26 protein-coding genes and 1 tRNA gene are annotated in these 23,708 nt (G+C 37.0%); 11 read left to right on the top strand and 16 right to left on the bottom strand.

Annotation, left to right across the window (positions count from 1 at the left end):
* The first annotated feature begins 77 nt into the window (after window positions 1–77).
* The gene (locus BMX01_RS01430; RefSeq protein WP_010945570.1) at window positions 78–389 is read left to right on the top strand and encodes a DciA family protein; all 312 of its coding nucleotides are present in this window, start codon (window positions 78–80) and stop codon (window positions 387–389) included.
* A gap of 109 nt (window positions 390–498) precedes the next feature.
* Here BMX01_RS01430 and BMX01_RS01425 read toward each other — a convergent pair.
* Window positions 499–588: transfer RNA gene (locus tag BMX01_RS01425), tRNA-Ser, on the bottom strand.
* 88 nt (window positions 589–676) lie between these two features.
* The gene (locus BMX01_RS01420) at window positions 677–988 is read right to left on the bottom strand and encodes a BolA/IbaG family iron-sulfur metabolism protein (RefSeq protein ID WP_064082744.1); all 312 of its coding nucleotides are present in this window, start codon (window positions 986–988) and stop codon (window positions 677–679) included.
* A gap of 126 nt (window positions 989–1,114) precedes the next feature.
* Here BMX01_RS01420 and BMX01_RS01415 point away from each other — a divergent pair, with 126 nt between their 5' ends.
* The 5 genes from BMX01_RS01415 to paeA all read left to right on the top strand — a co-directional run bounded on the left by BMX01_RS01415 (window position 1,115) and on the right by paeA (window position 5,031).
* Entirely contained in the window at window positions 1,115–1,705 is a 591-nt protein-coding gene (locus BMX01_RS01415) for a YajG family lipoprotein (RefSeq protein ID WP_064082743.1), read from the top strand.
* 126 nt (window positions 1,706–1,831) lie between these two features.
* Window positions 1,832–2,563: a 16S rRNA (uracil(1498)-N(3))-methyltransferase gene (rsmE, locus tag BMX01_RS01410; RefSeq protein ID WP_064082742.1), complete on the top strand. Its 732-nt coding sequence runs from the start codon at window positions 1,832–1,834 to the stop codon at window positions 2,561–2,563.
* 1 nt (window position 2,564) lies between these two features.
* Window positions 2,565–3,125 carry a YqgE/AlgH family protein gene (locus BMX01_RS01405; RefSeq protein ID WP_064082741.1) on the top strand — a complete coding sequence of 187 codons (561 nt, stop codon included), beginning with the start codon at window positions 2,565–2,567 and terminating at the stop codon, window positions 3,123–3,125.
* An 11-nt stretch (window positions 3,126–3,136) separates the two neighbouring features.
* Window positions 3,137–3,553, top strand: coding sequence for a Holliday junction resolvase RuvX (ruvX, locus tag BMX01_RS01400; RefSeq protein ID WP_064082740.1), 417 nt, complete (start codon window positions 3,137–3,139; stop codon window positions 3,551–3,553).
* A 188-nt stretch (window positions 3,554–3,741) separates the two neighbouring features.
* Window positions 3,742–5,031: a polyamine export protein PaeA gene (gene paeA / locus BMX01_RS01395; RefSeq protein WP_064082739.1), complete on the top strand. Its 1,290-nt coding sequence runs from the start codon at window positions 3,742–3,744 to the stop codon at window positions 5,029–5,031.
* Between the two features lie 88 nt (window positions 5,032–5,119).
* On the opposite strand, the gene BMX01_RS01390 is transcribed toward paeA, so the two are convergent.
* From BMX01_RS01390 to thrS, 5 genes are all read right to left on the bottom strand, one after another.
* Window positions 5,120–5,398: a hypothetical protein gene (locus BMX01_RS01390; protein ID WP_064082738.1), complete on the bottom strand. Its 279-nt coding sequence runs from the start codon at window positions 5,396–5,398 to the stop codon at window positions 5,120–5,122.
* Between the two features lie 136 nt (window positions 5,399–5,534).
* Entirely contained in the window at window positions 5,535–5,888 is a 354-nt protein-coding gene (gene rplT, locus BMX01_RS01385) for a 50S ribosomal protein L20 (RefSeq protein WP_005546410.1), read from the bottom strand.
* A gap of 76 nt (window positions 5,889–5,964) precedes the next feature.
* Entirely contained in the window at window positions 5,965–6,162 is a 198-nt protein-coding gene (rpmI, locus tag BMX01_RS01380; RefSeq protein ID WP_005596065.1) for a 50S ribosomal protein L35, read from the bottom strand.
* 242 nt (window positions 6,163–6,404) lie between these two features.
* Window positions 6,405–6,983 carry a translation initiation factor IF-3 gene (gene infC / locus BMX01_RS01375; RefSeq protein ID WP_428843239.1) on the bottom strand — a complete coding sequence of 193 codons (579 nt, stop codon included), beginning with the start codon at window positions 6,981–6,983 and terminating at the stop codon, window positions 6,405–6,407.
* 222 nt (window positions 6,984–7,205) lie between these two features.
* Window positions 7,206–9,137 carry a threonine--tRNA ligase gene (thrS, locus tag BMX01_RS01370; RefSeq protein WP_074647625.1) on the bottom strand — a complete coding sequence of 644 codons (1,932 nt, stop codon included), beginning with the start codon at window positions 9,135–9,137 and terminating at the stop codon, window positions 7,206–7,208.
* A gap of 278 nt (window positions 9,138–9,415) precedes the next feature.
* Between thrS and BMX01_RS01365 the strand changes: the two genes are divergently transcribed.
* On the top strand, window positions 9,416–10,306 hold the full coding sequence (locus BMX01_RS01365; protein ID WP_064082736.1) for an NAD(+) kinase: 891 nt from the start codon (window positions 9,416–9,418) through the stop codon (window positions 10,304–10,306).
* 31 nt (window positions 10,307–10,337) lie between these two features.
* On the opposite strand, the gene BMX01_RS01360 is transcribed toward BMX01_RS01365, so the two are convergent.
* The 9 genes from BMX01_RS01360 to pgsA form a co-directional block, all read right to left on the bottom strand.
* Complete coding sequence (locus BMX01_RS01360) at window positions 10,338–10,931, bottom strand: Maf family protein (RefSeq protein ID WP_412556278.1); 594 nt, start codon at window positions 10,929–10,931, stop codon at window positions 10,338–10,340.
* A 72-nt stretch (window positions 10,932–11,003) separates the two neighbouring features.
* Window positions 11,004–12,458, bottom strand: a complete 1,455-nt coding sequence (gene thiI / locus BMX01_RS01355; RefSeq protein WP_064082734.1) for a tRNA uracil 4-sulfurtransferase ThiI — start codon at window positions 12,456–12,458, stop codon at window positions 11,004–11,006.
* A gap of 124 nt (window positions 12,459–12,582) precedes the next feature.
* Entirely contained in the window at window positions 12,583–13,881 is a 1,299-nt protein-coding gene (locus BMX01_RS01350; protein ID WP_064082733.1) for an adenylosuccinate synthase, read from the bottom strand.
* A 134-nt stretch (window positions 13,882–14,015) separates the two neighbouring features.
* Window positions 14,016–14,903 carry a protease modulator HflC gene (hflC, locus tag BMX01_RS01345; protein WP_064082732.1) on the bottom strand — a complete coding sequence of 296 codons (888 nt, stop codon included), beginning with the start codon at window positions 14,901–14,903 and terminating at the stop codon, window positions 14,016–14,018.
* Window positions 14,904–14,905: 2 nt separating this feature from the next.
* A complete protein-coding gene (gene hflK / locus BMX01_RS01340) occupies window positions 14,906–16,111 on the bottom strand; it encodes an FtsH protease activity modulator HflK (protein WP_064082731.1) in 1,206 nt (401 codons plus the stop codon).
* 198 nt (window positions 16,112–16,309) lie between these two features.
* Entirely contained in the window at window positions 16,310–16,627 is a 318-nt protein-coding gene (gene trxA / locus BMX01_RS01335) for a thioredoxin (RefSeq protein WP_064082730.1), read from the bottom strand.
* A 98-nt stretch (window positions 16,628–16,725) separates the two neighbouring features.
* Complete coding sequence (locus tag BMX01_RS01330; RefSeq protein WP_064082729.1) at window positions 16,726–18,018, bottom strand: uracil-xanthine permease family protein; 1,293 nt, start codon at window positions 18,016–18,018, stop codon at window positions 16,726–16,728.
* A 73-nt stretch (window positions 18,019–18,091) separates the two neighbouring features.
* Window positions 18,092–19,930: an excinuclease ABC subunit UvrC gene (uvrC, locus tag BMX01_RS01325; RefSeq protein WP_074647623.1), complete on the bottom strand. Its 1,839-nt coding sequence runs from the start codon at window positions 19,928–19,930 to the stop codon at window positions 18,092–18,094.
* A gap of 86 nt (window positions 19,931–20,016) precedes the next feature.
* Complete coding sequence (gene pgsA, locus BMX01_RS01320) at window positions 20,017–20,568, bottom strand: CDP-diacylglycerol--glycerol-3-phosphate 3-phosphatidyltransferase (RefSeq protein ID WP_064082727.1); 552 nt, start codon at window positions 20,566–20,568, stop codon at window positions 20,017–20,019.
* A gap of 185 nt (window positions 20,569–20,753) precedes the next feature.
* On the opposite strand from pgsA, the gene BMX01_RS01315 reads away from it, so the two are divergent.
* From BMX01_RS01315 to BMX01_RS01300, 4 genes are all read left to right on the top strand, one after another.
* Window positions 20,754–21,419, top strand: coding sequence for a Bax inhibitor-1 family protein (locus BMX01_RS01315; protein ID WP_064082726.1), 666 nt, complete (start codon window positions 20,754–20,756; stop codon window positions 21,417–21,419).
* Window positions 21,420–21,480: 61 nt separating this feature from the next.
* On the top strand, window positions 21,481–21,816 hold the full coding sequence (locus tag BMX01_RS01310; RefSeq protein WP_064082725.1) for a TusE/DsrC/DsvC family sulfur relay protein: 336 nt from the start codon (window positions 21,481–21,483) through the stop codon (window positions 21,814–21,816).
* Window positions 21,817–21,886: 70 nt separating this feature from the next.
* Window positions 21,887–22,792 carry a metal ABC transporter substrate-binding protein gene (locus BMX01_RS01305; RefSeq protein WP_064082724.1) on the top strand — a complete coding sequence of 302 codons (906 nt, stop codon included), beginning with the start codon at window positions 21,887–21,889 and terminating at the stop codon, window positions 22,790–22,792.
* Window positions 22,789–23,556 carry a metal ABC transporter ATP-binding protein gene (locus BMX01_RS01300; RefSeq protein WP_064083254.1) on the top strand — a complete coding sequence of 256 codons (768 nt, stop codon included), beginning with the start codon at window positions 22,789–22,791 and terminating at the stop codon, window positions 23,554–23,556. The genes BMX01_RS01305 and BMX01_RS01300 overlap by 4 nt, the downstream gene beginning before the upstream one ends.
* Window positions 23,557–23,708: the final 152 nt, after the last annotated feature.

The raw sequence follows: 23,708 nt of genomic DNA, 5'->3' as shown, positions 1-23,708 counted from the left end.
TTATACTCTAAATTCTAGTAAAATGGGCAACAAATTAGCATATATTGAATCAATGTTTAGATAACAACCCGTAAAAGATGAAAAATAATACCATAAAAAATATTAGTGATATTTTAGAAAGCTCAAGTTTAAGCCGTATCGTATTACGGGCTAATGAATTAAATAGTATAGATAAAAAACTACAGCATTTATTACCAACAGAATATCTTGGCTGTTATCGCTTAATCAATTTAGTGAATAATCAATTGGTTTTTGAAGTGCAAAATGCAACGGTATATCGCAGTTTGCAATTAAATCAATTACAGTTATTAAAACTAATCCAGTGTCAATTTCCTGATATCCTTCAACTTAAATTTAAAATCAATCCAAATTTTCAATCGACTAAATAACATAAAAAAATCCCTAGTTAATTTAACTAGGGATCAAATAGAAAAAACTATTGTTAATAAAATTTAACTAAGGAAAATCTATTAAAACAATACAAACGTACTTAGTAAGTGGCGGGGAGAGGGGGATTCGAACCCCCGATACACTTTCGCGTATACACGCTTTCCAGGCGTGCTCCTTCAACCACTCGGACATCTCACCTAATTACTAAATTTAGTGCAAATTATATTTATATTACACTGATTAATCAAGGATTTTGTTTAACTTAATGCGAAAAAGCAAGATATTATTATTGTCCAACACCGACACAATTCGGTGATGCCGCAACAATCCCTTGCCGTTCAATCCACTCTGCAGAAGTGTAAGTATGCAATGCCAGAGCATGCACACCATTCGCTAGTTCATCAGCTAAACAATTATAGACCGCTTGATGTCGAGCAACCGCCCGTTGCGCAATAAATAAATCTGAAACTAAAACCACTTTGAAATGTGATTCAGCCCCTTTTCCAGAACTATGCATATAACTTTCATTCTCAATCTTTAACACTACAGGCGAAAAAGTCGCATCTAATTTGGCACGAATTATTTGTTCAATCAACATTTTTATTCCTTATGAATTGATAATTAACCATTGATAAGTGATAATTAAAACTAATTATAGATTGATTCACTCATTAATCAGTTTAGCGACTCATCAATCACTTTTATTGATCAGCAAGGAGCTTACATGAAATTATCTAAAAAAGCATTTATTCTACTGGCACTCTTAAGTAGTGCTATTTTAATAGGCTGTCAATCACAATCAAATATATTAACCTTTACAACCCCTAGCCCTACAACCACTTTTAACACGAATAATCAAAATGTAATGGTCAATATTAGTGCACAAGATTCTCGTCCTTCACACCAAGTGGCGAGTTATATACGAAAAGGCAATATTCATCATTTAACTGCAAATCAAGACGTTGCATTAATAGTTAAACAAGCATTAATGCAAGATTTAAATGCTAAAGGTTTTCAATTAGTACAATGTGCAGGCAATGCTAATGTAGTAGTCAATATACAAAAATTCTTTGCCAACGTAGAACAAGGTAATCTCCGCTATAAAATCAATACTGAAGTCAGCATTGAAATTGTAGTAAATGGCTTAAAAGGTAAATTTAACAAACACTTTAATGCCTCGCGAAGCCATCAAGGTGCTAGCATAACAATGAATCATAACGATATCCGCGATATTCTTAACCAAACCTACCAAGATGTCATTCAAACTATTTACAATGACAACGAAATTAGCAATGCAATTCATCAATTTAAATAATGCATACAATGCTCAATAAGCGGTCTAATTTTACATATTTTACCCATAAATTAGACTGCTGATGTTATTTAACCTGATCAAATGCATGCCTTTTCAATGAATATCCTCTCAAACTGAGTAATAACGATGAGAATACCAAGAATTTATCACCCAGAACCATTAAAAAACCAAACCAGTTGTAACTTAAGTGAAGATGCAACTAATCATATTGGTAGAGTATTACGGATGAATGTAGGTGAAAAAATCATCTTATTCGATGGTTCAAACCATATTTTCCACGCGGTATTAGAAACCGTTCAAAAAAAACAAATACAAGTAAAAATTTTGCATAGTGAGTTAGATGATCGTGAATCAAACTTGCCAATTCACTTAGGACAAGTCATCTCACGTGGCGATCGCATGGAATTTACGATTCAAAAATCCGTAGAATTAGGCGTAAAAATCATTACCCCACTTTGGTCTGAACGCTGCGGCGTTAAATTAAATGATGAACGCCAAGATAAAAAATTACAACAATGGCAGAAAATTGCTATTGCGGCCTGTGAACAGTGTGAACGTAATCAAGTCCCCCAAATTCGGCCTATTATGAAATTAACCGATTGGTGTAAAGAACAAGATGAAATGCTAAAACTCAATTTACACCCGCGCGCTAAATACACTATCCGCCAATTACCGCAGATTCCAACGGCCGGAGTACGTTTGTTAATAGGCTCAGAAGGCGGACTATCTGCAGAAGAAATCGCAATGACTGAAAACCAAGGCTTTACTGAAGTATTGTTAGGTAAACGTGTACTGCGTACCGAAACCGCTTCATTAGCCGCTATCACCGCCTTACAGGTATGTTTTGGAGATCTTTAAAATGTTTGGCAATTTACAAGGTAAATTTATAATCGCTACACCAGAAATGGATGATGAATATTTCGATCGCACAGTAATCTATATTTGCGAGCATAATGACAACGGCACCATTGGTGTAATTATTAATACACCAACCGATCTTTCTGTACTTGAATTACTCACACGAATGGACTTTCAAATGGCCAAACCAAGAATATATACTCAAGATCAAATGGTGTTAAATGGCGGTCCTGTTAATCAAGATCGTGGCTTTATTGTTCATAGCAAAACAGCTCATGAATTTACCCACAGTTATAAAGTCACCGATGACATCACATTAACCACCTCAGGCGATGTTTTAGATAGTTTCGGCACACAAACTGCCCCAGAAAAATTTATTGTTTGCTTAGGTTGCTCTACTTGGAAACCTCACCAACTAGAACAAGAAATCGCCCAAAATTATTGGTTACTTTCAGAAGCAAACAACCAAACTTTATTTGAAACCGGTTATTTAGATCGCTGGGTTGAAGCAAATGAAATGCTAGGAATTTCAGGCATTTTGGCTCCCGCCGGTAGAGCTTAAGGGGAGCATATATGGCAACAACTATTCTAGCATTTGATTTTGGCACTTATAGCATTGGGTGCGCTGTCGGACAAAGCATAACCAAAACAGCTCAAAGCCTCACGGCATTTAAAAGCCAAGACGGTATTCCAAATTGGCAACACATTGAAAAAATTATCAAAGAATGGCAACCAGGCTTATTAGTCGTTGGCTTACCACTTAATATGGATGGTAGCGAACAGCCATTAACACAACGAGCTCGCAAATTTGCTAATCGACTAAATGGGCGATTTAATCTACCGGTTGCTTTACAAGATGAACGTTTAACAACAACTGAAGCAAAAAGCGAAATTTTTTCACGTGGCGGTTATAAAGCATTAAAAAAAGACAAAATCGATACGATCTCTGCTTGTCTTATTTTAGAAAGCTGGTTTGACAACAACCCATAATAAATCAAAAGGCAGAACAAAACCGCCTTTTTTGACGTTATGCCGTCAAGTGATCAACTCAAATTTGAATATGTTAGCCAAAATGTGTATAAACAATAGCAACAAGCGGACAATTTTGGGAAAAAATTAATAAAAATGCACCCCTTATTTAATGTTATACTCAATTAATTATATAAAATAGGAAAAAAATGAGTTTATTTGAAGCAATATTAATTATCTTGGTATTGATTATTATCAGTGCCGTTATCTCCTCTTCCGAGATTTCATTAGCCGGCGCTAGGAAATTAAAATTACATAGCTTAGCCAAAGACGGCGATATTCGTGCTGAAAAAGTAATGCGATTACAAGAACAACCGGGGCGATTTATTACAATGGTACAAATTGGCCTAAATATGGTTGCAATACTGGGTGGTGTTGTTGGAGAAAGTGCTATTACACCTTATTTAGCGAAACTATTAGCACAATATTCACAAGCCGAATGGACTGAAAGCACGGCATCATGGTTATCTTTTGCGCTAGTCACCTCCGCCTTTGTATTACTAGCGGATCTAATGCCAAAACGTATCGCGATGACCTATCCCGAACAAGTTGCAGTGCGCACCATTAATATTATGCTCTGCTTAATCACCATTTTTAAACCATTAGTTCTACTATTTGATTCTATTGCAAATCTATTATTCCGCTTATTTGGCATATCAACGGTTCGACAAGATAATATGACTTCCGAGGATATTGTTGCAGTTGTAGATGCTGGCGCCAAAGCGGGAATATTAAAAGCTCAAGAACATTATCTAATTGAAAACGTATTTGAAATGCAAGAACGTCGAGTTACATCAACAATGACAACACGTGAAAATATTATCTTCCTCGATAGAAAAGATAATCGCGAACAAGTACTTGCAACACTAGGGGAAGACCCTTATTCAAAAGTCCTCATTTGTGATAATGGCTTAGATAAAATTCTAGGTTACATTGAAACCCATGACTTATTAACACAATATCTAAAAAATGACCACGTTTCGTTGGTCGACTCTCGCCTACTGCGTAAACCGGTATTTATTCCTGATACACTTTCACTATATGAAGTACTCGAATTATTTAAATCTGCCGGTGAAGATTTTGCGGTTATTGTCAATGAATATGCCTTAGTAGTGGGCATTTTAACGATTAATGACGTAATGAGTATTGTAATGGGTGAATTAGTTTCCACAGAAGAAGAACAGATTATGCGCCGTGATGAAGATTCATGGTTAATCGATGGCGCAACACCATTAGAAGATGTAATGCGGGCGCTTAATATCCACACCTTCCCAAGAGATGAAAATTACGAAACAATCGGAGGTTTTATGATGTATATGTTACGTAAAATCCCGAAAAAAACCGACTTCGTCTTATATGATAAATATAAATTTGAAATCATTGATACCGAAAATTTCAGAATCGATCAACTAATGGTTTCGTTTAGAAAAGACGTATAAAAAGCGGGTCAAAATACCGCAAAAATAACGAACAATAATTAAACAATAAAAGCCCTATACACATAGGGCTTTTTTATTACTAAACACATTACCAATTAAAATTATAAATACTATGATGGTAATCTAGACCAATTCTTGGCCGAACAATCGGATGGACAATCGGCGTATAATGCTTAACCTTTGGACGTTTATCACTTTGATTTAACGACTCATTATCTTGATCAGCTGAATTTGCCGTATGTTTAGAAATAACACGTTGTTGATAATCTCTCACCGCTTTCATATCTGTAGGGACTGAACTTTGCTGAGGTATAGAATAACAAGCCGCTATTAATGATGATATCAATATCACAAATAATCTTCTCATATTTACTCCTATAAAAATAGATACTAAATGCAAATGCTTGTATTCATTAGGTTTATGATAATCTCTGGTGCTAACATAGGGTAAAATAGACAAAAAAGGTACCCAAAGGTGCCTATCAGTTATCAAAACTATAATACTATAGTGCTGATTTTGCTTTTTCAACTAAAGCAGCAAAAGCAACTTTGTCAAATACCGCTATGTCCGCTAGGATCTTACGATCAATTTCAACAGAAGCTTTTTTCAAGCCATTGATAAATTTACTGTAAGATAAGCCATTTTGACGTGCTGCCGCATTAATACGTGCAATCCATAATTGACGGAATTGACGTTTACGTTGACGACGGTCACGATATGCATATTGACCAGCTTTAATTACAGCTTGGAACGCAACACGATAAACACGTGAACGCGCACCATAATAACCTTTAGCAGCCTTAAGAATTTTCTTATGGCGTGCTCTTGCAATAACACCACGTTTTACACGAGCCATTATTAAATCTCCTAAATGTAATAAATTGAACTAAAATTCACTAACATATGTCTGTTTACTTCTACAATAAATCAGCTTATGCGTATGGTAAACACGCAACAACTAATACTTGGTCTGCTTTTGCTACCATTGATTTATGACGTAAATGACGTTTACGTTTAGTGGTTTTCTTAGTCAAAATATGACGTAAGTGAGATTGTTTACGCTTAAAACCGCCTGAAGCTGTTTTCTTAAAACGCTTAGCAGCACCACGTACTGTTTTAATTTTAGGCATTGTTTTAGAAACTCCGCATTGTTTGTTAATCAAAAGTCAATTAGGCGAACAGTATTACTAATGTTACTTGGAAGCAACTAATGACATATAAAAAATAGTTTTCACTATCTAACTTATTTAACATAAGCATAAAAAGCAAATCAGGCTGCTGAGTGTGCCTGTGGATTACTTTATTTCTGTTATTTATATAACAAGAAACGGGCAGATTTTATAAGATCCGCCCATTTTATGCAAGAATAAAATTATTTTTTCTTCGGTGCAATCACCATAACGGCTTGACGACCTTCTAATTTTCCCGGTGCTGACTCAACTATTGCCACTTCACTCGTATCCGTTTTAACACGTTCTAAGACATCTAAACCAATTTCTTGATGAGCCATTTCACGACCACGGTAACGAACCGTAATTTTTACTTTATCTCCGTCTTCTAAGAAACGTAATATATTACGTAATTTGATTTGATAATCACCTTCATCTGTACCTGGTCGGAATTTAATTTCCTTAACTTGTACAATTTTTTGCTTTTTCTTTTGTTCTTTAGCCGCTTTTTCTTTTTCGTAAATGAATTTACCATAATTCATAATACGACAGACTGGCGGTTCAGCATTTGGACTGATTTCAACTAAGTCTAACTCAACATCTTCCGCTCGGCTCAAGGCATTTTGAATTGACACAATACCAACTTGTTCACCATTTTCATCAGTTAAGCGAACTTCTTTCACACCGCGAATTTCATCATTTAAACGATGCGCGCGATTTGACTGAACACGTTTTACAGGTTTGATAGTACTATTCCTCTTGTCAGTTTTACATAAAATCAACCGCTTATAGCTATTAATTATTTTAACTCGCGGTTAAAAATGTTTAGCCTCCTAAAAATAGAGGCTAAACGTTAAGATTATAAAAGATATTATAGTTGTATGCAATAATTTATCCACAAATTAATTAGCATTTGCTTTATCAATAATATGAAATGTCTTATTTACTAGCCTAAATACACAAAAAAGCGGGACTATACGACCGCTTTTTTGCTTAACATAACATTACGCTTCGCCTAATAATTTAAGTTCACGTGTTTTTACTTGTGCTTTAAGCATTTCAACAAACGCTTCTATCTTGAAAGTGCCTAAATCTTCGCCTTTACGCGTACGTACGGATACTTTACCTTCAGTAATTTCTTTATCACCACACACTAGCATATAAGGCACACGCCGTAAGGTATGTTCACGAACTTTAAAGCCGACTTTTTCATTGCGTAAATCTGCTTTAACACGTAACCCCGCATCTGACAACTGTTTAACCACTTGCTGCACATAATCCGCTTGACTATCTGTGATATTCATGACCACTGCTTGTGTTGGCGCTAACCACACAGGGAAGAAGCCCGCATATTCTTCTGTAATAATACCGATAAAGCGTTCAATTGAGCCTAAAATAGCTCGATGGATCATAACCGGTGTATGGCGGCTATTATCTTCTGTAACATAAGAAGCATCTAAACGACTTGGCAATGCAAAATCAAGTTGTACAGTACCACACTGCCATTCACGCCCTAAACAATCGCGTAATGCAAATTCAATTTTTGGACCATAAAATGCCCCTTCGCCGTGCTGAATTTGATATCCTAAACCATTAGCACTTAATGCCGCTGAAAGACCCGCTTCCGCACGATCCCACATATCATCTGCGCCAATACGATTATCTGGTCGCGTGGAAAGCTTAACAAAGATATTCGTAAAACCAAAGGTACTGTAAATGTCATACACCATTTTAATACAAGCGGTCACTTCACTTTCAATTTGCTCTTCAGTACAGAAAATATGAGCATCATCTTGTGTAAAACCACGGACTCGCATTAAGCCGTGTAACGCTCCAGAAGGTTCATTACGATGACAAGAACCAAATTCTGCCATACGAATTGGCAAGTCTCGATATGATTTTAACCCTTGATTGAAAACCTGCACATGCCCTGGGCAATTCATTGGTTTAATCGCATATTCTCGGTTTTCAGAGTGTGTAGTAAACATTAAATCAGCATAGTTTTGCCAATGTCCAGTACGTTCCCAAAGTACGCGATCCATCATAAATGGACCTTTAACTTCTTGATAGTCATACTCTTTTAATTTAGTGCGTACAAATGTTTCTAACTCACGGAAAATGATCCAACCATCATTATGCCAAAACACCATACCCGGTGCTTCTTCCTGCATATGATATAAATCTAATGCTTTACCAATCCGACGATGATCACGTTTTGCGGCTTCTTCTAAGCGCGTCAAATATTCCGCTAATTGTTTTTTATCTGCCCAAGCGGTACCATAAATACGTTGCAACATTTTATTTTTGCTGTCACCACGCCAATAAGCACCTGCTACTTTTTGTAATTTGAAATGTTGGCAAAAGCGCATATTGGGCACGTGTGGACCACGGCACATATCAATATATTCTTCATGATGATAAAGTGCTGGCGTTGCTGTACGTTCAATATTCTCATCTAAAATAGCTATTTTATATGGTTCACCACGTTTTTCGAATGTATCACGTGCTTGTTGCCAACTTACTGGTTTTTTCACGACATTGTAGTTAGTTTTAGCTAATTCCAACATACGTTTTTCAATCGCTTCTAAATCGTCTTGTGTTAAAGTACGATCTAAATCTACATCATAGTAAAAGCCATTTTCGATCGTTGGACCGATCGCCATTTTTACCGTAGGAAATAACTGTTTGATCGCGTGACCAAGTAAATGAGCACAAGAATGGCGAATAATTTCTAAACCATCTTCATCTTTAGCGGTAATAATTTCAAGCGTACTATCCTGTTCAATAATATCACAAGCATCACGGCGCTCGCCATTTACACGCCCCGCAATAGTCGCTTTTGCTAAGCCTGCACCAATACTTTGTGCAACATCTATGACAGAAACCGGATTATCGAAGTTGCGTTGAGAACCATCTGGTAAAGTTATAATAGGCATGTTGTATCCTTGTTACAGTGGTAACCCATACGAAAGGTTACTTGTTAATTTAAAAAGAAAAACCGCTAAACGCGGTTGATTTAATAGATTTTTCAGCAATTTTTATTGCACGTTGCTTATTTTGTTCCTTACAAGTGGACAATAAAAGCATTATTAAGTTTAGCATACATTCAGCACAGAAAAAACAAGCGCTGTATTTCTGTTAATTTTTTACGTATCCTCAACCAATAAAAAAAGTTAAAATTGAGCTCATTCTCTAAAATTGTTAAATGAATACCATGAAAAACATCGCAAAAAGATCTTTCCAAACTATCGCAATTGTTGGGAAGCCTCGCCATGATAATACACTTAAAACGCATTTAGCTGTCTATAATTGGTTAAAAGACCGCCATTATAGCGTACTTGTAGAGGAAAAAATTGCTGAACAACTACAGTTACCCAATGGCAAGCGTATTGAAGAAATTGGTCAAATTGCAGATTTAGTGATTGTTATCGGCGGTGACGGCAATATGCTTGGAATGGCGCGTTCTTTAGCAAAATATCAAGTGCCATTAATTGGTATAAATCGCGGAAATCTTGGTTTTCTGACGGATATAGCTCCGCAATCTGCTTTTGAGCAACTTTATAGCTGTTTAGAAAAAGGGGAATTTATCATTGAACAACGATTTTTATTAGAAGCTCAAATTGAGCAAAACGGTAAAATTATCTCTGCCAATAATGCGTTAAATGAAGTGGCCATTCACCCGACGCAAGTAGCTCGAATCATTGAGTTTGAGGTCTATATTGACAGTAAATTTGCTTTTTCACAACGCTCAGATGGACTAATTATTGCCACACCAACAGGTTCAACTGCTTATTCATTATCTGCCGGTGGCCCTATTCTTACCCCAAATATGAATGCCATTGCATTAGTGCCTATGCACCCACACACGCTATCATCTCGTCCTTTAGTGATCGATGGCGATAGCCATATTTCATTACGTTTTGCGCAATATAATCAACCTAATTTAGAAATCAGTTGTGATGGGCAAGATGATTTGCCTTTTACTCCAGAGGATCGCATTATTGTGCGAAAAAGCCCGGATATACTTCACTTATTACATCTAAAAGATTATAACTATTTTACTGTATTAGGATCAAAATTAGGCTGGTCAAGTAAATTATTCTAGCCTTAAACACCACACTGTGAACATGATCGCTTTAAGATGGAAAAACCTCAATATTGACTTTTTTTAATAACGTGACTGTTTCAAAAATAGGTAAGCCCATTACACCGGTAAAACTGCCTGCTAAATGCTGAATAAATATACCACCTAGTGCTTGAATGCCATAAGCGCCCGCTTTATCCATAGGCTCGCCGGTTGCAATATAAGCATAAATTTCAGCCTCAGATAATCTTTTAAAGGTGACTTCACTGCTATGAATACACTCAAATAGTTGTTGATTAGCACTTACACAGACTGCCGTATAAACTTGATGAGTTCGGCCAGATAATTTTTTGAGCATCTCAACAGCTTGCTGCTGATGACTTGGCTTGCCTAAAATCTCTCCGTCAATCGAAACCGTGGTATCGGCAGTTAGAATCGGATATTCAGCAAGATTTTGGCGAATTCTAACCGCTTGAGCCACTTGATTCTTTTCTCTAGCAATACGTGAACAGTAACCCTGAGCCATTTCATTTGCATGTGCAGTTTCATCTATTTCGCTTGCAAGTGGTAATAAAGCTAAACCTAGATTTTGTAATAATGCCCAACGACGCGGACTATTTGAAGCAAGATAAAGTTTTTTATGCATAATCCCTTTCTTATTCAGTGAAAGCGGTCAATTTCACGCTTTTTTTCACAAATTTAAGCGCTTATTAATTTGCTATTTTGGTAAGTTAAACACCTTCACATTCTGATAGCCCTTTTCTTTTAAATAAAGTGCTTGTAATTTACTCATTACGCCCCGCTCACAATATAAAAGGTAATTTTTGCTTTGATCTAAATGCGCAAATTGCGTGGATAACTTATAGAAAGGCAATTCAATCACTTGAGTCTGTGCTAAAATTAAGGGTTTTTCGTCCATTTCTTCTGGGCTACGGATATCTAAAATGATGTCTTTTTCAGTCAATGCTGAGGTTGCTTCAACCGCCACCACGTCTTTTTCTGTCTGTAAAGCAATCTCGCGAATATCTAAATATGTTGCATTTTGGACGGCTTTTTCTAACACATCAAAATCAAAATGCCTCTCTTCCTCAACAATTTTACTTTCGATCGCCTTAACCGTTGGATTTTTAGAAATAACACCACAGAATTCTGGCATTGATTTGGCAATGTCGTCAGTACCAATCTGCTTAGCCAGTGCAATAATTTTTTCTTTATCATGAGTAATTAACGGGCGAAGAACTAGGCTATCCGCGGCTTTATCAATTAGGCGTAAGTTAGTCAGCGTTTGGCTCGAAACTTGCCCTAACGCTTCACCAGTGACAATCGCCTGAATAGCAAAACGTTCAGCAATTTGGCTAGCCGCTCTTACCATCATACGTTTGAGCACCACACCCATCTGACCGTTATCCACTTTCTCAAGAATTTCCCCGACCACAGATTCAAAATTAATTGCAACAAAGCGTACTTTGTGCGAAGTGCTATAACGACTCCAAATATGATATGCCATCTGCTTCACACCAATTTCGTGAGAAGCACCACCTAAATTAAAAAAGCAGTAATGGACTCGAGAACCTCGGCGAATAAACATATAACTTGAGACACCAGAATCAAAACCACCAGAAATCAACGATAACACATCTTCCTGCGTGCCGATAGGATAGCCTCCTAATCCTTCATGGCGCGCCTCAACCAATAACATTTTATCGCCATTAATATCAATCCGGACGGTTACATCAGGCTTGGTCAATTTTACCCTAGCCGATTCAATTCGTTGATTTAAACCGCCACCAACATATTTCTCAACATCTAATGAGCTAAATTCGTGTTTACCTTTACGTCGTACCCGTACACAAAATGTTTTATCCACTAATTGATTTTGATACTTGGCAAATGTATGTTCAAAAATGTCGTGCAATGATGTAAAAGGCATTTCTTGTACTTCTAATATATGGTGAATGCCAGGCGTACGTTTTAATAAGTCTAATATTAGCGGTATTTCTTCTGCTACTTTTGCCCTTACTTCGATAAAATCCCAATTACGTACAACCGCCACTTGCTCAGTTTCACGTAATAATACATTGCGGATATTTGAGGTTAAAATTTTGATAAAGCGCTTACGAACTGAATCACTTTTAATCATAATTTCAGGGAAAAGTTTAATAATAAATTTCATAATGTTTATTTCAATATTTTATATAAAACCAAGCGGTCTTATTTTGACCAAAATTACACCGGATAAAAACGAAAATACACGGGAATTACTCCGTGTATTTTTCACTTACAGATAGATTAACTCACTATGCCACAAATGGATCGCGTAAAATCATTGTTTCAATACGATCTGGGCCAGTTGAAAGAATATCTACCGGTACGCCAACTAACTCCTCAATCCGTTTAATATAATCAAGTGCGGCTTGCGGAAGCGCTTCATATTTTGTCACACCAAATGTATTTTCAGACCAACCGGGCATTGTTTCATAAATAGGCTCAACACCTTCCCAGTCTTTTGCAGCCATTGGCGCATATTCTACAATCTCACCATCCGGCATTTTGTATGCTGTGCAAATTTTTAACGTTTCAAAGCCATCTAAAACATCTAATTTTGTCATACAAAAACCTGAAATAGAGTTAATTTGTACTGCTCGACGAACCGCTACTGCATCAAACCACCCACAACGACGAGGACGCCCCGTTACCGCACCAAATTCATTACCTTTACGCGCAATTGTCTCGCCTTCTTCATTAAATAATTCTGTTGTGAAAGGACCGCTACCAACACGTGTACAATACGCTTTAATAATGCCTAATACATAATCAAGATTACGCGGTCCAAAACCTGACCCTGTTGCAACGCCTCCTGCAGTGGTATTTGAACTGGTTACAAACGGATAAGTGCCGTGATCAATATCCAACATCGTACCTTGCGCGCCTTCAAATAAAATATTCACGCCTTCTTTACGTGCTTGATGAAGTAAAGTGGTTACATCCGCCACCATTCCTTTAATTACATCAGCAACAGCAAAAACGTCATCTAATGTTTTTTGGAAATCTACCGGCTCAACTTTGTAATAATGAACTAATTGGAAATTATATAGATCTAAAATATCTTTAAGTTTTGTGGCAAATGCTTCTTTATCAAATAGATCACTGACACGTAAACCACGGCGAGCAACTTTATCTTCATAAGCAGGGCCAATACCACGCCCGGTAGTACCAATTTTATTTTTGCCTAATGCAGCTTCACGCGCATGATCCATCGCTACATGATAAGGAAGAATGAGAGGACACGCTTCTGAAATTTTTAACCGCTCACGAACATTAATACCACGTGCTTCCAACTCACCCATTTCTTTCATCAATGCTTCAGGGGAAAGTACAACTCCGTTACCAATTAAACACGTAACATTTTCACGTAAAATACCACTAGGGATTAAACGTAGAACCGTTTTCTCTCCATTAATAATTAATGTATGGCCCGCATTATGCCCACCTTGATAACGAACCACATATTTCACTCGATCAGTTAATAAATCTACAATTTTACCCTTCCCTTCATCGCCCCATTGAGCACCGAGAATAGCAACACTTTTACCCATAGGAATTGCCTCTTTCTTAATTATAATTTACATTGAATTTTGAACTGATTATAGCTGTTCTCTAAAGATAGGTTACACAGCTACAAACCAAAATACAGATGAAAAAACCGATCTCAATCGGGCTTATGATAAATTTATTTTGTTGGCGCTTTCATAAAGCGGAAAAATTCGCTATCTGATTTCAACAACATCATATTCTGTTGATCTTTCGTAAAGCTATTTTCATACGCTTTTAAACTACGTACAAAACTATAAAAATCCGGCGCTTTACTGAATGCATCTGCATAAATTTTAGCCGCAATTGCATCGCCCTCACCACGCAAAATTTCAGCTTTTTTCTTAGCATTCGCTTCAATTAAGATCACTTTTTTATCTACTTCAGCACGAATAAACTCTGCTTTTTCTTCACCTTGTGAACGATGTTCTCGTGCCACAGCATCTCGCTCTGCTCGCATACGCTGATAGATTGAAGAAGATACTTCCTTAGGTAAATTAATTTGTTTGACACGAACATCAACCACTTCAATACCTAATTTTTCTGCGCCATCTTCGCCTGCATTTAATGCTTTTTGTGCACCTGCCATTAATTCACCGCGTGAACCAGATACAATATCTTTAATGGTACGCGAACCTATTTCAGAACGCAGACGATCGCCTACTTTACGGCGTAATAAGTCAGATGCTCGCTTAACATCTCCACCCGTTGCAGTATAAAACTTACCAAAATCACTAATGCGCCATTTAACGTATGAATCCACTAGCAGATCTTTTTTCTCTACGGTAACAAAGCGATCTTCTTGATCATCTAACATTTGGATTCGTGAATCCAATATTTTTAGACTATCAATAAAAGGAACTTTAACATGAAGGCCTGGTTCATAAACCACTACTTTTTGATCCGCATCACGTTGTACTTTATTAAAACGCAACATAATGCCACGATACCCTTCAGGTACAATAACTAAACACGAAATCAATGCCATCATAACCAAACTCACGATAGGTAATAATAATTTACGCATTATTAAAATCTCCCTCTACGAATTGGTTGTTCCCTATTTCTGTCTTCTGTTACTACACTTGGCGCTAGTTGGTGACTAACTTGTGGTTGTTGTACCGGAGTAGCCAATGGTTTTTGTGCTACTTCAGAAGCCGTCGTTTTCCCTAAAAATTTTTCAAGCGGTAATACATTCACATTATTACTGTTGCTATCCATAATAATTTTAGGTGTGTGTTTCATTACTTTTTCCATTGTTTCAATATATAAACGTTCACGCATCACCGCAGGCGCTGCCTGATACTCAGGTAAAAGTTTAGAAAAACGTTGAATATCGCCTTGTGCTTCAAGCACAATTTGTTCTTTATAGGCTGTGGCTTGTTCAATAATACGTTGTGCTTGACCACGAGCAAGAGGTTCACGACCTCGTGCATACGCTTCTGCTTCACGGATTAAACGTTGTTCATCTTCTTGTGCCTTAATAGCATCATCGAAAGCATCTTTAACTTCTTCCGGTGGGCGTGCCGATTGGAAGTTTACGTCAGTTACTAGCAATCCCATATCGTAGGTCTTAATAATTTCACGCAATGTTTCCCACGTTTTTTCACGGACAGTTGCTCGTCCTTTAGTCAATATATCATCCATTGACATATGACCAATCACATAACGTAATGCACTATCTGTTGCTTGTTTTAAACTATCATCGGCATTACGCACACTAAATTTATATTTAGCCGGATCTTCAACGCGATATTGCACGGTCATTTCGACTTGCACCATATTTTCATCTTGAGTCAACATTGAACCTTGTGTTTTTAATTCAGATACGCGTTCAATATTTATAGGAATGACTTGATCAATAAAAGTTGGTTTCCAATTTAAACCTGGCATCACAATTTGATGTAACTTACCAAAACGGGTTACTACACCTCGTTCTGCCTCTTGCACAGTATAAAAACCTGATGCTCCCCATACTAATGCACTAAAAATCACAATAGCAGGAATAAATTTACCCAAAGAAGCTGGTCGTTGATTATTTGAGTGTTTATTACCACCGCCCATTTTTTTCAATAACTTACCAAATGCTTCCTCTAAATCAGGTGGATTTTGTGCTGATTTGGGGCGATTAGGATCTTGCTGATTACCTTGACCTGATGGTTCTTGCTGTTCAGGCTTTTTTTGACCTGGTTTACCCCAAGGGTCTTGCTGATTGCCTGATTCATTCCACGACATAAATTTCTCCAAAGAATAAAATTTATTTACATTAAGAAAATAATGTAACTGGCAGATTGTACCTATTTGTGCTTGCTTTTACTAGGTTTTATCTTATAAATAGCGGTCTTTTTTAATAACTTTTTTGCAAAATAAAAAAGACAAAGAATTCTCTTTGTCTTAGATAGGTAGATAAGTTTATATGCTTATTAATGAGTATTAAAGCGCTTGTTCAATAAAAGTAACTAATTGTGATTTTGGTAATACACCAACTTGAGTCGCGACCACTTCCCCATTTTTAAATAGTAGTAACGTTGGAATGGAACGAATACCAAATTGAGCAGCGATTTGTTGATTTTCATCTACATTTACTTTAGCCACTTTAGCACGTCCTGCAAACTCTTGTGCTAATTCATCTAACCATGGTGCAATCGTTCGGCATGGACCACACCACGGTGCCCAAAAATCCAATAAAACAGGTAAATCCGATTTTAAAACTTCTTGTTCAAATGTTGCGTCAGTTACTTGATGTGTCATATATGTTTCCTTAAAAATAATAAAATGTTTAAACACTAATTAAAATAAATCTTCTATTCGCTAATTTCAAGCTACTTTGCCCAATTACATTAATTATTTTAATGTTTATCCTCTGGCAAAATTAAATTTAATAATAATGCTAAGACTGATCCAACGGTAATTCCCGAACCAAATACTTCTTTAAAGAAATTAGGTAGTTTATCCAATAATTCTGGTCGAGTCATCACAGCTAAACCACAGCCAATAGAAATAGCAATAATTAAACCATTACGTTTTGAACGTTCCACTTTGTCTAACATTTGAATGCCTGCTGCAATAATCATAGCAAACATCATCAATCCCGCGCCACCTAATACTGGGCTAGGAATAGAAACAATTATAGCACCTAACCATGGAAATACGCCTGCCAAAACTAATAGTACGCCCATCACGGTTACAACATAGCGACTTGCTACCCCAGTGAGCGAAATAACGCCAATATTTTGTGCAAAAGAAGAAAATGGTGTCGTTGACATTACTGCGGCAAAAGCGGATCCTAAGCCATCACATAATACTCCGCCACGTAAATGCTTACCTGTAATCTCCGTTTGTGTTGCATTACCTAATGCTAAAAAGTTACCGCTTGATTCAACAATTGTGACTAAATAAGCAATTGACATACCAATAATGCCTGAAATAGGAAAAGCCAAACCAAAATGTAATGGTTGAGGAATGGCAAAGGCCTCTGCATTTTGGATAGCTTCAAAATTAATCCACCCCAATGCTAATGCAACAGCATACCCGACGAGCATACCGATCACAATCGCGGCAGCAGAAAAAATACCTTTTCCCCATTGTACTAAAATAACCACTAAGACTAAAACAAAGGTTGCCATTGCTAAATTAGCTGGATCAGCATAATGTGGATCACCTTTTTGGCCACCTGCGAACCAATCAACGGCAACAGGAATCAAACTTAAACCAATCATCATCACTACAATACCGGTCACCACAGGCGGGAAAAGCTTACATACATAAGGCATAAAAAAACTGCCGATAATCATCACTAAAGAACCAATTAATGACGATCCTATAATACCGGCTACGCCGTATTCACTAAAGCCAATGGCTAATGCGGCTGCCACAAAGGTAAAACTCGTTCCCATCACACTCGGTAACCGTAAGCCAATCGGACCGATACCATGGCATTGAATAATAGTAACAATACCTGATACTAATAAAGCCGCATTAACTAAGACAATAGTGTCTGAAGTAGGTAATTTTAAAACATTACCTATTACTAATGGAACGGCAATAATACCGCCTAGTGCTGCTAATAAATGTTGCACAGCAAGTAGCACGCTCAGTCCAAAGGGAGGTTTAGAATCAATAGGATAACGTAAGTTTTGCATAAAAGCCCCAAAATGAAAAAGTTGGCAAATTATACGGAGCTTTTAACCATCAAGCGTTTGCTCCACTTCAGACTTAACTATTATGTAAGGTATCAAAAATAACACCTGCTAATGTTTTAGAAATGCCTGGCACAGATGCTATCTCAGCCAATGTTGCCGATTTGACGCCTTGCATACCGCCAAGATATTTCAATAATGCTTGCCGTCTTTTTGCGCCAACACCTGCAATTGACTCTAAACCACTATCAACAAAGGCTTTTTGACGTTTTTTTCGATGACCACTAATGGCATAATGATGAGATTCATCACGAATATGTTGAATAAGGTGTAACACCGGGCTATCAATCGGTAAATGAATTTCTTTCTTTAAACGCCCAATAATTAATGTTTCCAAACCCGCCTTTCTTTCTGCGCCTTTTGCCACGCCAATTAACAATGGTTTATGTTTATCCCAGGCTACCGTTAGCTTTTCAAAGACTTGCAAGGCACGATTTAATTGACCTTTACCGCCATCAATAAAAATAATATCTGGAATCTTTTCAACCGGTAATGGTTTATCATAACGTTTAACCAACGCTTGCTCCATTCCAGCATAATCATCGCCACCGGTAATGCCTTCAATATTAAAACGCCGATAATCTGATTTTAGCGGGCCATTTTCATCAAAAACCACACAAGAAGCGACAGTTTGAGATCCCATAGTGTGCGAAATATCAAAACATTCCATTCGCTTAATTGTGGGCAGTTTTAACAAAATTTTTAGTGCATCATAACGTTTATGAATAGTGGTGGACTGCTTAAGTTGTAAACTTAATGCTGCACGGGCATTCGTTTGAGCTAAGGCTAGGTAGCGGCTTTTATCGCCACGTACATGATTAGTAATAATGGTAACTTTATGGCCCGCTTGTTCAGTTAAAAGCTGAGCCAATGCATTGCTTTCAGTTAATGGCTGATCAAGGATAATTTGATTTGGAATGCTACGATGTTGATTTAACTGTAAATAAAATTGACCAATAAACGTATCCGCTAATTCAGTGAGGTCCGTATGACTCGGTACTTTTGGAAAATAAGCACGATTACCTAATACTTTGCCTTGCCGGATAAATAGAATATGCACACAAGCCAAACCGGATTGATAAGCGATGGAAATAATATCTAAATCGTCTAAACGCTGATTCGCTACAAATTGCTTTTCTTGCACCGCACGAACCGACTGAATTTGATCGCGAAAGCGTGCAGCGGTTTCAAAATCTAACTCACTTGCGACTATTTCCATTTTTTGCATTAAATAGTCAATCACTTGACTATCCTTTCCTTGTAAAAATAAACGGACCCATTTCACTTGGTTATCATATTCTTGTTGTGAACAATAACCAGTAACACAAGGAGCCAAACAACGACCTATTTGATGTTGTAAACACGGGCGGGAACGATTTTTATAATAATTATCTTCACATTGTCGAATAGGAAAAATTTTTTGCAATAAATTTAGGCTTTCGCGTACCGCACTCACATTTGGATAAGGGCCAAAATATTCACCCGCTACTTTTTTACTACCACGAAATGCCGTTAAACGAGGATGTTGATGTTTAGTTAATAACAGATAAGGATAAGATTTATCATCACGCAATAATACATTATATTTCGGCTGATGTTGTTTAATATAGTTATGTTCTAACAATAACGCTTCTGTTTCTGAATGCGTAATAGTCGTATCAATATGGTGTATATTGCCCACCAATGCTTCGATCTTTTTGCTCGCAACTTGACTACGAAAGTAACTCGCTAATCGTTTTTTTAGATCTTTTGCTTTACCAACGTAAATAATGGCTTGATTAGCGTCATACATACGATAAACGCCGGGTAAATGCGGCACATCGGCAAGGAAAGCTTTAGCATTAAATTGAGACATTTTTAATTAATCTGAACCTTTAATGTTGTTATAAAATCATAAAATTAGACCGCTTAGCTAACATTTTCTGATCTTTACACAACAGATTAAGATTTCATCAAACTCTTCTTAGAAGCCTTTAAATATTGTAACATCGACCAAATCGTTAAAATCGCCGATATGTAGAGAAAAATAAAGGCAAGAATTTCCATAAAAGTACTTTGTCGCCATAACATTCCGCCTAGCGCTAACATTTGACAGGCGGTTTTTACTTTACCCCAAATTGACACCGCAACACTCGCGCGTTCGCCAATTTCAGCCATCCATTCCCGTAAAGCAGAAATCAAAATTTCGCGGGCAATCATAATGCTAACAGGAATAGTAATCCACCAACTATGGTAATACTCCACAATACAGACAAATGCTACTGTAACCAAAATTTTATCTGCCACAGGATCAAGAAATGCACCTAAACGGGTTGTTTGATTCCATTTACGCGCTAAATAGCCATCAAATGCGTCTGTAATAGATGCAATGAAAAAAATTAAAGTTGAAATTTCAGGTGCATGCCATCCCTCAGGCAAATAAAATGCTGCAATAAATAATGGGATTAACACAACTCTGAATAAAGTAAGATAAGTCGGGAAATTTAGTTTCATCATAGCTAGCGCGGAAAGGTAAAAATTCAGTTTATTTAGTGTATCACAGTACTCAACAATCAGCTATTACCCGCTAAATTTAATCCTATACGTTCTTTAAAAACGACTAATTTACACTTGATTTATGGGATTTTGTCCATATATAGCTTATAATTTTCGAGCTTTATCATTAAAGAGGAAACAAAATGGAAAATCGTTTAATTGCTAACACAGCTCATAATCAGTCTCTGCTTAGCACGCATAAAGTCTTACGCAATACCTATCTATTACTCTCCATGACACTGGCTTTTTCAGCGATTGTGGCTCATTTTGCAATGGCAATGAATGCCCCCGCATTACCTTGGTGGGGCTTATTAATTGGTTTTTATGGCTTATTATTCTTAACGAATACTAATGCTAATAGTGCCGTAGGGCTTGCCTGTGTCTTTGCCTTAACTGGTTTCTTAGGTTACACATTAGGCCCTATTTTGAACCGCTATGTAGGCGCAGGCTTAGGGGATGCAGTTATGTTAGCATTAGCTTCAACTGCCTTAGTCTTTTTTAGTTGTTCTGCTTATATCTTAACCACCAAAAAAGATATGTCCTTTTTATCTGGTATGATGATGGCATTATTCATCGTGCTATTAGTTGGCGTTATTGCAAATATTTTCTTAGCCATACCGGCGCTAAGCCTAGCAATGAGCGTTTTATTTGCGCTATTTTCAACCGGCGCTATTCTATTAACCACCAGCAACATTATTCATGGCGGTGAAACAAATTATATTCGCGCAACTGTAGATTTATATGTTTCACTTTACAACTTATTCTTAAGCTTATTACAAATTTTTGGTGTATTAAGCAAGGACGATTAAGCATAACTCCTCCTCTAAGTGCCACTTTGAAAGTGGCATTTTTAATTTAAACAATCAACAAATGCATATGATCGAATGTAATGGCAAACAATATTTGACTGATCCCGCAGGCTATTTACTTAATTTAAATGACTGGTCTACTGAGTTAGCAATAGCAATAGCAAGTAAAGAACAAATAAATTTAACTGAAGAACATTGGGAAATTATTTGGTTAGTACGGGATTTCTATCAAGAATATAAGACATCTCCCGCGATTAGAATGTTAGTTAAAACAATGACGCTCAAATTTGGTGAAGAAAAAGGCAATAGCCGTTATTTACAACGTTTATTTCCGGAAGGTCCCGCCAAGCAAGCGACTAAAATTGCTGGCTTGCCTAAACCTATAAAATGTTTATAATTGGTATATTACTGTGAATTATTCTCAATAACGCACATCGATCCAATTTTAATATTCTATAGGAGATAGTATGAATCTTTCCTTTCTAAAAAAGACCCTAATTATTGCATGCGCAATGGGAACAACTGTTGCAATAGCAGCCCCCTTCAAGGTCGTCACCACATTTACAGTGATTCAAGATATTGCCCAAAATGTAGCCGGTGATAAAGCAATTGTAGAATCTATTACTAAACCAGGTGCTGAAATCCACGACTATCAACCTACGCCCAAAGATATTGTCAAAGCACAAAAAGCGGATTTAATTCTACAAAATGGCATGAACCTTGAACGTTGGTTTGAACGATTCTTTGAAAACGTTAAAAATACACCGGCTGTCGTCGTAACTGAAGGCATTCAGCCGATTGCTATTTTAGAAGGTGAATATAAAAACTTGCCTAATCCGCATGCATGGATGTCTTCCGCCAATGCGTTGCAATATATTGAGAATATTCGAGCTGCCTTGGTCAAATACGATCCCGAAAATGCGGTTAGCTATAACCAAAATGCGAAAGCCTATGCCGAAAAAATAAAAGCAATCTCTGAGCCACTTCGCCAACGCTTATCTGTTATTCCTGAAAAACAACGCTGGTTAGTAACCAGTGAAGGGGCATTTAGCTACCTTGCACAAGATTACGGCTTACAAGAATTATATTTATGGCCTATTAATGCTGAAGAACAAGGTTCACCACAACAAGTGAGAAAAGTAATTGATGGTGTTAAAGCTAATCATATTCCAGTCGTATTTAGCGAGAGCACCGTATCAGATAAGCCTGCAAAACAAGTTGCTAAAGAAACGGGCGCGTTATATGGCGGGGTATTATACGTTGATTCACTCTCCACCAAAGAAGGACCTGTACCCACTTATTTAGATTTATTAAAAGTGACAATTTCTACTATAGTAGATGGTTTTGAAGCGGGCAAAAAAGAGCCTAAATGAACAATATAACACAAGCTACAGCATCAATTTCTGTTGATAAATTAACCGTCCGTTACAACAACGGACATTTAGCCTTAGAAAATGTCTCTTTCCAACTTCAGCATGGCACTGTTTGTGCATTAATTGGCGTAAATGGCGGTGGTAAATCAACGCTTTTTAAAAGCTTGATGGGATTAGTTAAGCCGTTAACCGGTCAAGTATTACTGAACCAAATGCCCATTCAAAAAGCACTTAAACAAAACCTTGTTTCTTATGTGCCTCAAAGTGAAGAAGTGGATTGGCAATTCCCCGTATCTGTTTATGACGTTGTGATGATGGGCCGTTATGGTTATATGAATTTTTTACGCAATCCATCTGCACTAGATAAACAGAAAGTTGAACAAGCTATGCAACATGTTGATATTAGCCATTTGCAACATCGGCAAATTGGTGAACTCTCAGGCGGACAGAAAAAGCGGGTATTTCTGGCCCGAGCCTTAGCGCAAGAAAGCCAGATTATTTTATTAGATGAACCATTTACTGGTGTTGATGTCAAAACAGAAAATGTCATTGTAGCTTTACTTCAACAATTGCGGAGTGAAGGGCATTTAGTATTGGTTTCTACTCATAATCTCAACAGTGTATCTAGTTTTTGCGATCAAGTATTAATGATTAATCGTACATTGCTTGCTTCGGGCCCAACGGCAACAACATTTAATCATCAAAATTTAGAGAAAGTATTTGGTGGCATTGTACATTTTTGCAAGCTAGTTAAATACCCATAAAAAGCGCCATAAATTGCCAATATTAGGCTAAATTAGACCGCTTATCTGTACAAGCGGTCTTTTTCATATTATTGTTCGCTAAAAAGATAGTCGCTTTATAAACGCCTAACCGTTATTTATGCCAAATTTTTCTTGTAATTTCAGTGATTTTT

The sequence above is a fragment of the [Haemophilus] ducreyi genome (assembly GCF_900109315.1).
Classification (GTDB): Bacteria; Pseudomonadota; Gammaproteobacteria; order Enterobacterales; family Pasteurellaceae; genus Haemophilus_B; species Haemophilus_B ducreyi.
The sequence above is the reverse complement of the archived record's forward strand: the minus strand, read 5'-3'. Positions and strand labels throughout refer to the sequence as shown.

Excerpts from the sequence above, each read along its gene's own strand:
- BMX01_RS01430 (WP_010945570.1), top strand. The coding sequence starts at position 78 with ATGAAAAATAATACCATAAAAAATATTAGTGATATTTTAGAAAGCTCA.
- BMX01_RS01420 (WP_064082744.1), bottom strand. The coding sequence starts at position 988 with ATGTTGATTGAACAAATAATTCGTGCCAAATTAGATGCGACTTTTTCG.
- BMX01_RS01415 (WP_064082743.1), top strand. The coding sequence starts at position 1,115 with ATGAAATTATCTAAAAAAGCATTTATTCTACTGGCACTCTTAAGTAGT.
- rsmE (WP_064082742.1), top strand. The coding sequence starts at position 1,832 with ATGAGAATACCAAGAATTTATCACCCAGAACCATTAAAAAACCAAACC.
- BMX01_RS01405 (WP_064082741.1), top strand. The coding sequence starts at position 2,565 with ATGTTTGGCAATTTACAAGGTAAATTTATAATCGCTACACCAGAAATG.
- ruvX (WP_064082740.1), top strand. The coding sequence starts at position 3,137 with ATGGCAACAACTATTCTAGCATTTGATTTTGGCACTTATAGCATTGGG.
- paeA (WP_064082739.1), top strand. The coding sequence starts at position 3,742 with ATGAGTTTATTTGAAGCAATATTAATTATCTTGGTATTGATTATTATC.
- BMX01_RS01390 (WP_064082738.1), bottom strand. The coding sequence starts at position 5,398 with ATGAGAAGATTATTTGTGATATTGATATCATCATTAATAGCGGCTTGT.
- rplT (WP_005546410.1), bottom strand. The coding sequence starts at position 5,888 with ATGGCTCGTGTAAAACGTGGTGTTATTGCAAGAGCACGCCATAAGAAA.
- rpmI (WP_005596065.1), bottom strand. The coding sequence starts at position 6,162 with ATGCCTAAAATTAAAACAGTACGTGGTGCTGCTAAGCGTTTTAAGAAA.
- thrS (WP_074647625.1), bottom strand. The coding sequence starts at position 9,137 with ATGCCTATTATAACTTTACCAGATGGTTCTCAACGCAACTTCGATAAT.
- BMX01_RS01365 (WP_064082736.1), top strand. The coding sequence starts at position 9,416 with ATGAAAAACATCGCAAAAAGATCTTTCCAAACTATCGCAATTGTTGGG.
- BMX01_RS01360 (WP_412556278.1), bottom strand. The coding sequence starts at position 10,931 with ATGCATAAAAAACTTTATCTTGCTTCAAATAGTCCGCGTCGTTGGGCA.
- thiI (WP_064082734.1), bottom strand. The coding sequence starts at position 12,458 with ATGAAATTTATTATTAAACTTTTCCCTGAAATTATGATTAAAAGTGAT.
- BMX01_RS01350 (WP_064082733.1), bottom strand. The coding sequence starts at position 13,881 with ATGGGTAAAAGTGTTGCTATTCTCGGTGCTCAATGGGGCGATGAAGGG.
- hflC (WP_064082732.1), bottom strand. The coding sequence starts at position 14,903 with ATGCGTAAATTATTATTACCTATCGTGAGTTTGGTTATGATGGCATTG.
- hflK (WP_064082731.1), bottom strand. The coding sequence starts at position 16,111 with ATGTCGTGGAATGAATCAGGCAATCAGCAAGACCCTTGGGGTAAACCA.
- trxA (WP_064082730.1), bottom strand. The coding sequence starts at position 16,627 with ATGACACATCAAGTAACTGACGCAACATTTGAACAAGAAGTTTTAAAA.
- BMX01_RS01330 (WP_064082729.1), bottom strand. The coding sequence starts at position 18,018 with ATGCAAAACTTACGTTATCCTATTGATTCTAAACCTCCCTTTGGACTG.
- uvrC (WP_074647623.1), bottom strand. The coding sequence starts at position 19,930 with ATGTCTCAATTTAATGCTAAAGCTTTCCTTGCCGATGTGCCGCATTTA.
- pgsA (WP_064082727.1), bottom strand. The coding sequence starts at position 20,568 with ATGAAACTAAATTTCCCGACTTATCTTACTTTATTCAGAGTTGTGTTA.
- BMX01_RS01315 (WP_064082726.1), top strand. The coding sequence starts at position 20,754 with ATGGAAAATCGTTTAATTGCTAACACAGCTCATAATCAGTCTCTGCTT.
- BMX01_RS01310 (WP_064082725.1), top strand. The coding sequence starts at position 21,481 with ATGCATATGATCGAATGTAATGGCAAACAATATTTGACTGATCCCGCA.
- BMX01_RS01305 (WP_064082724.1), top strand. The coding sequence starts at position 21,887 with ATGAATCTTTCCTTTCTAAAAAAGACCCTAATTATTGCATGCGCAATG.
- BMX01_RS01300 (WP_064083254.1), top strand. The coding sequence starts at position 22,789 with ATGAACAATATAACACAAGCTACAGCATCAATTTCTGTTGATAAATTA.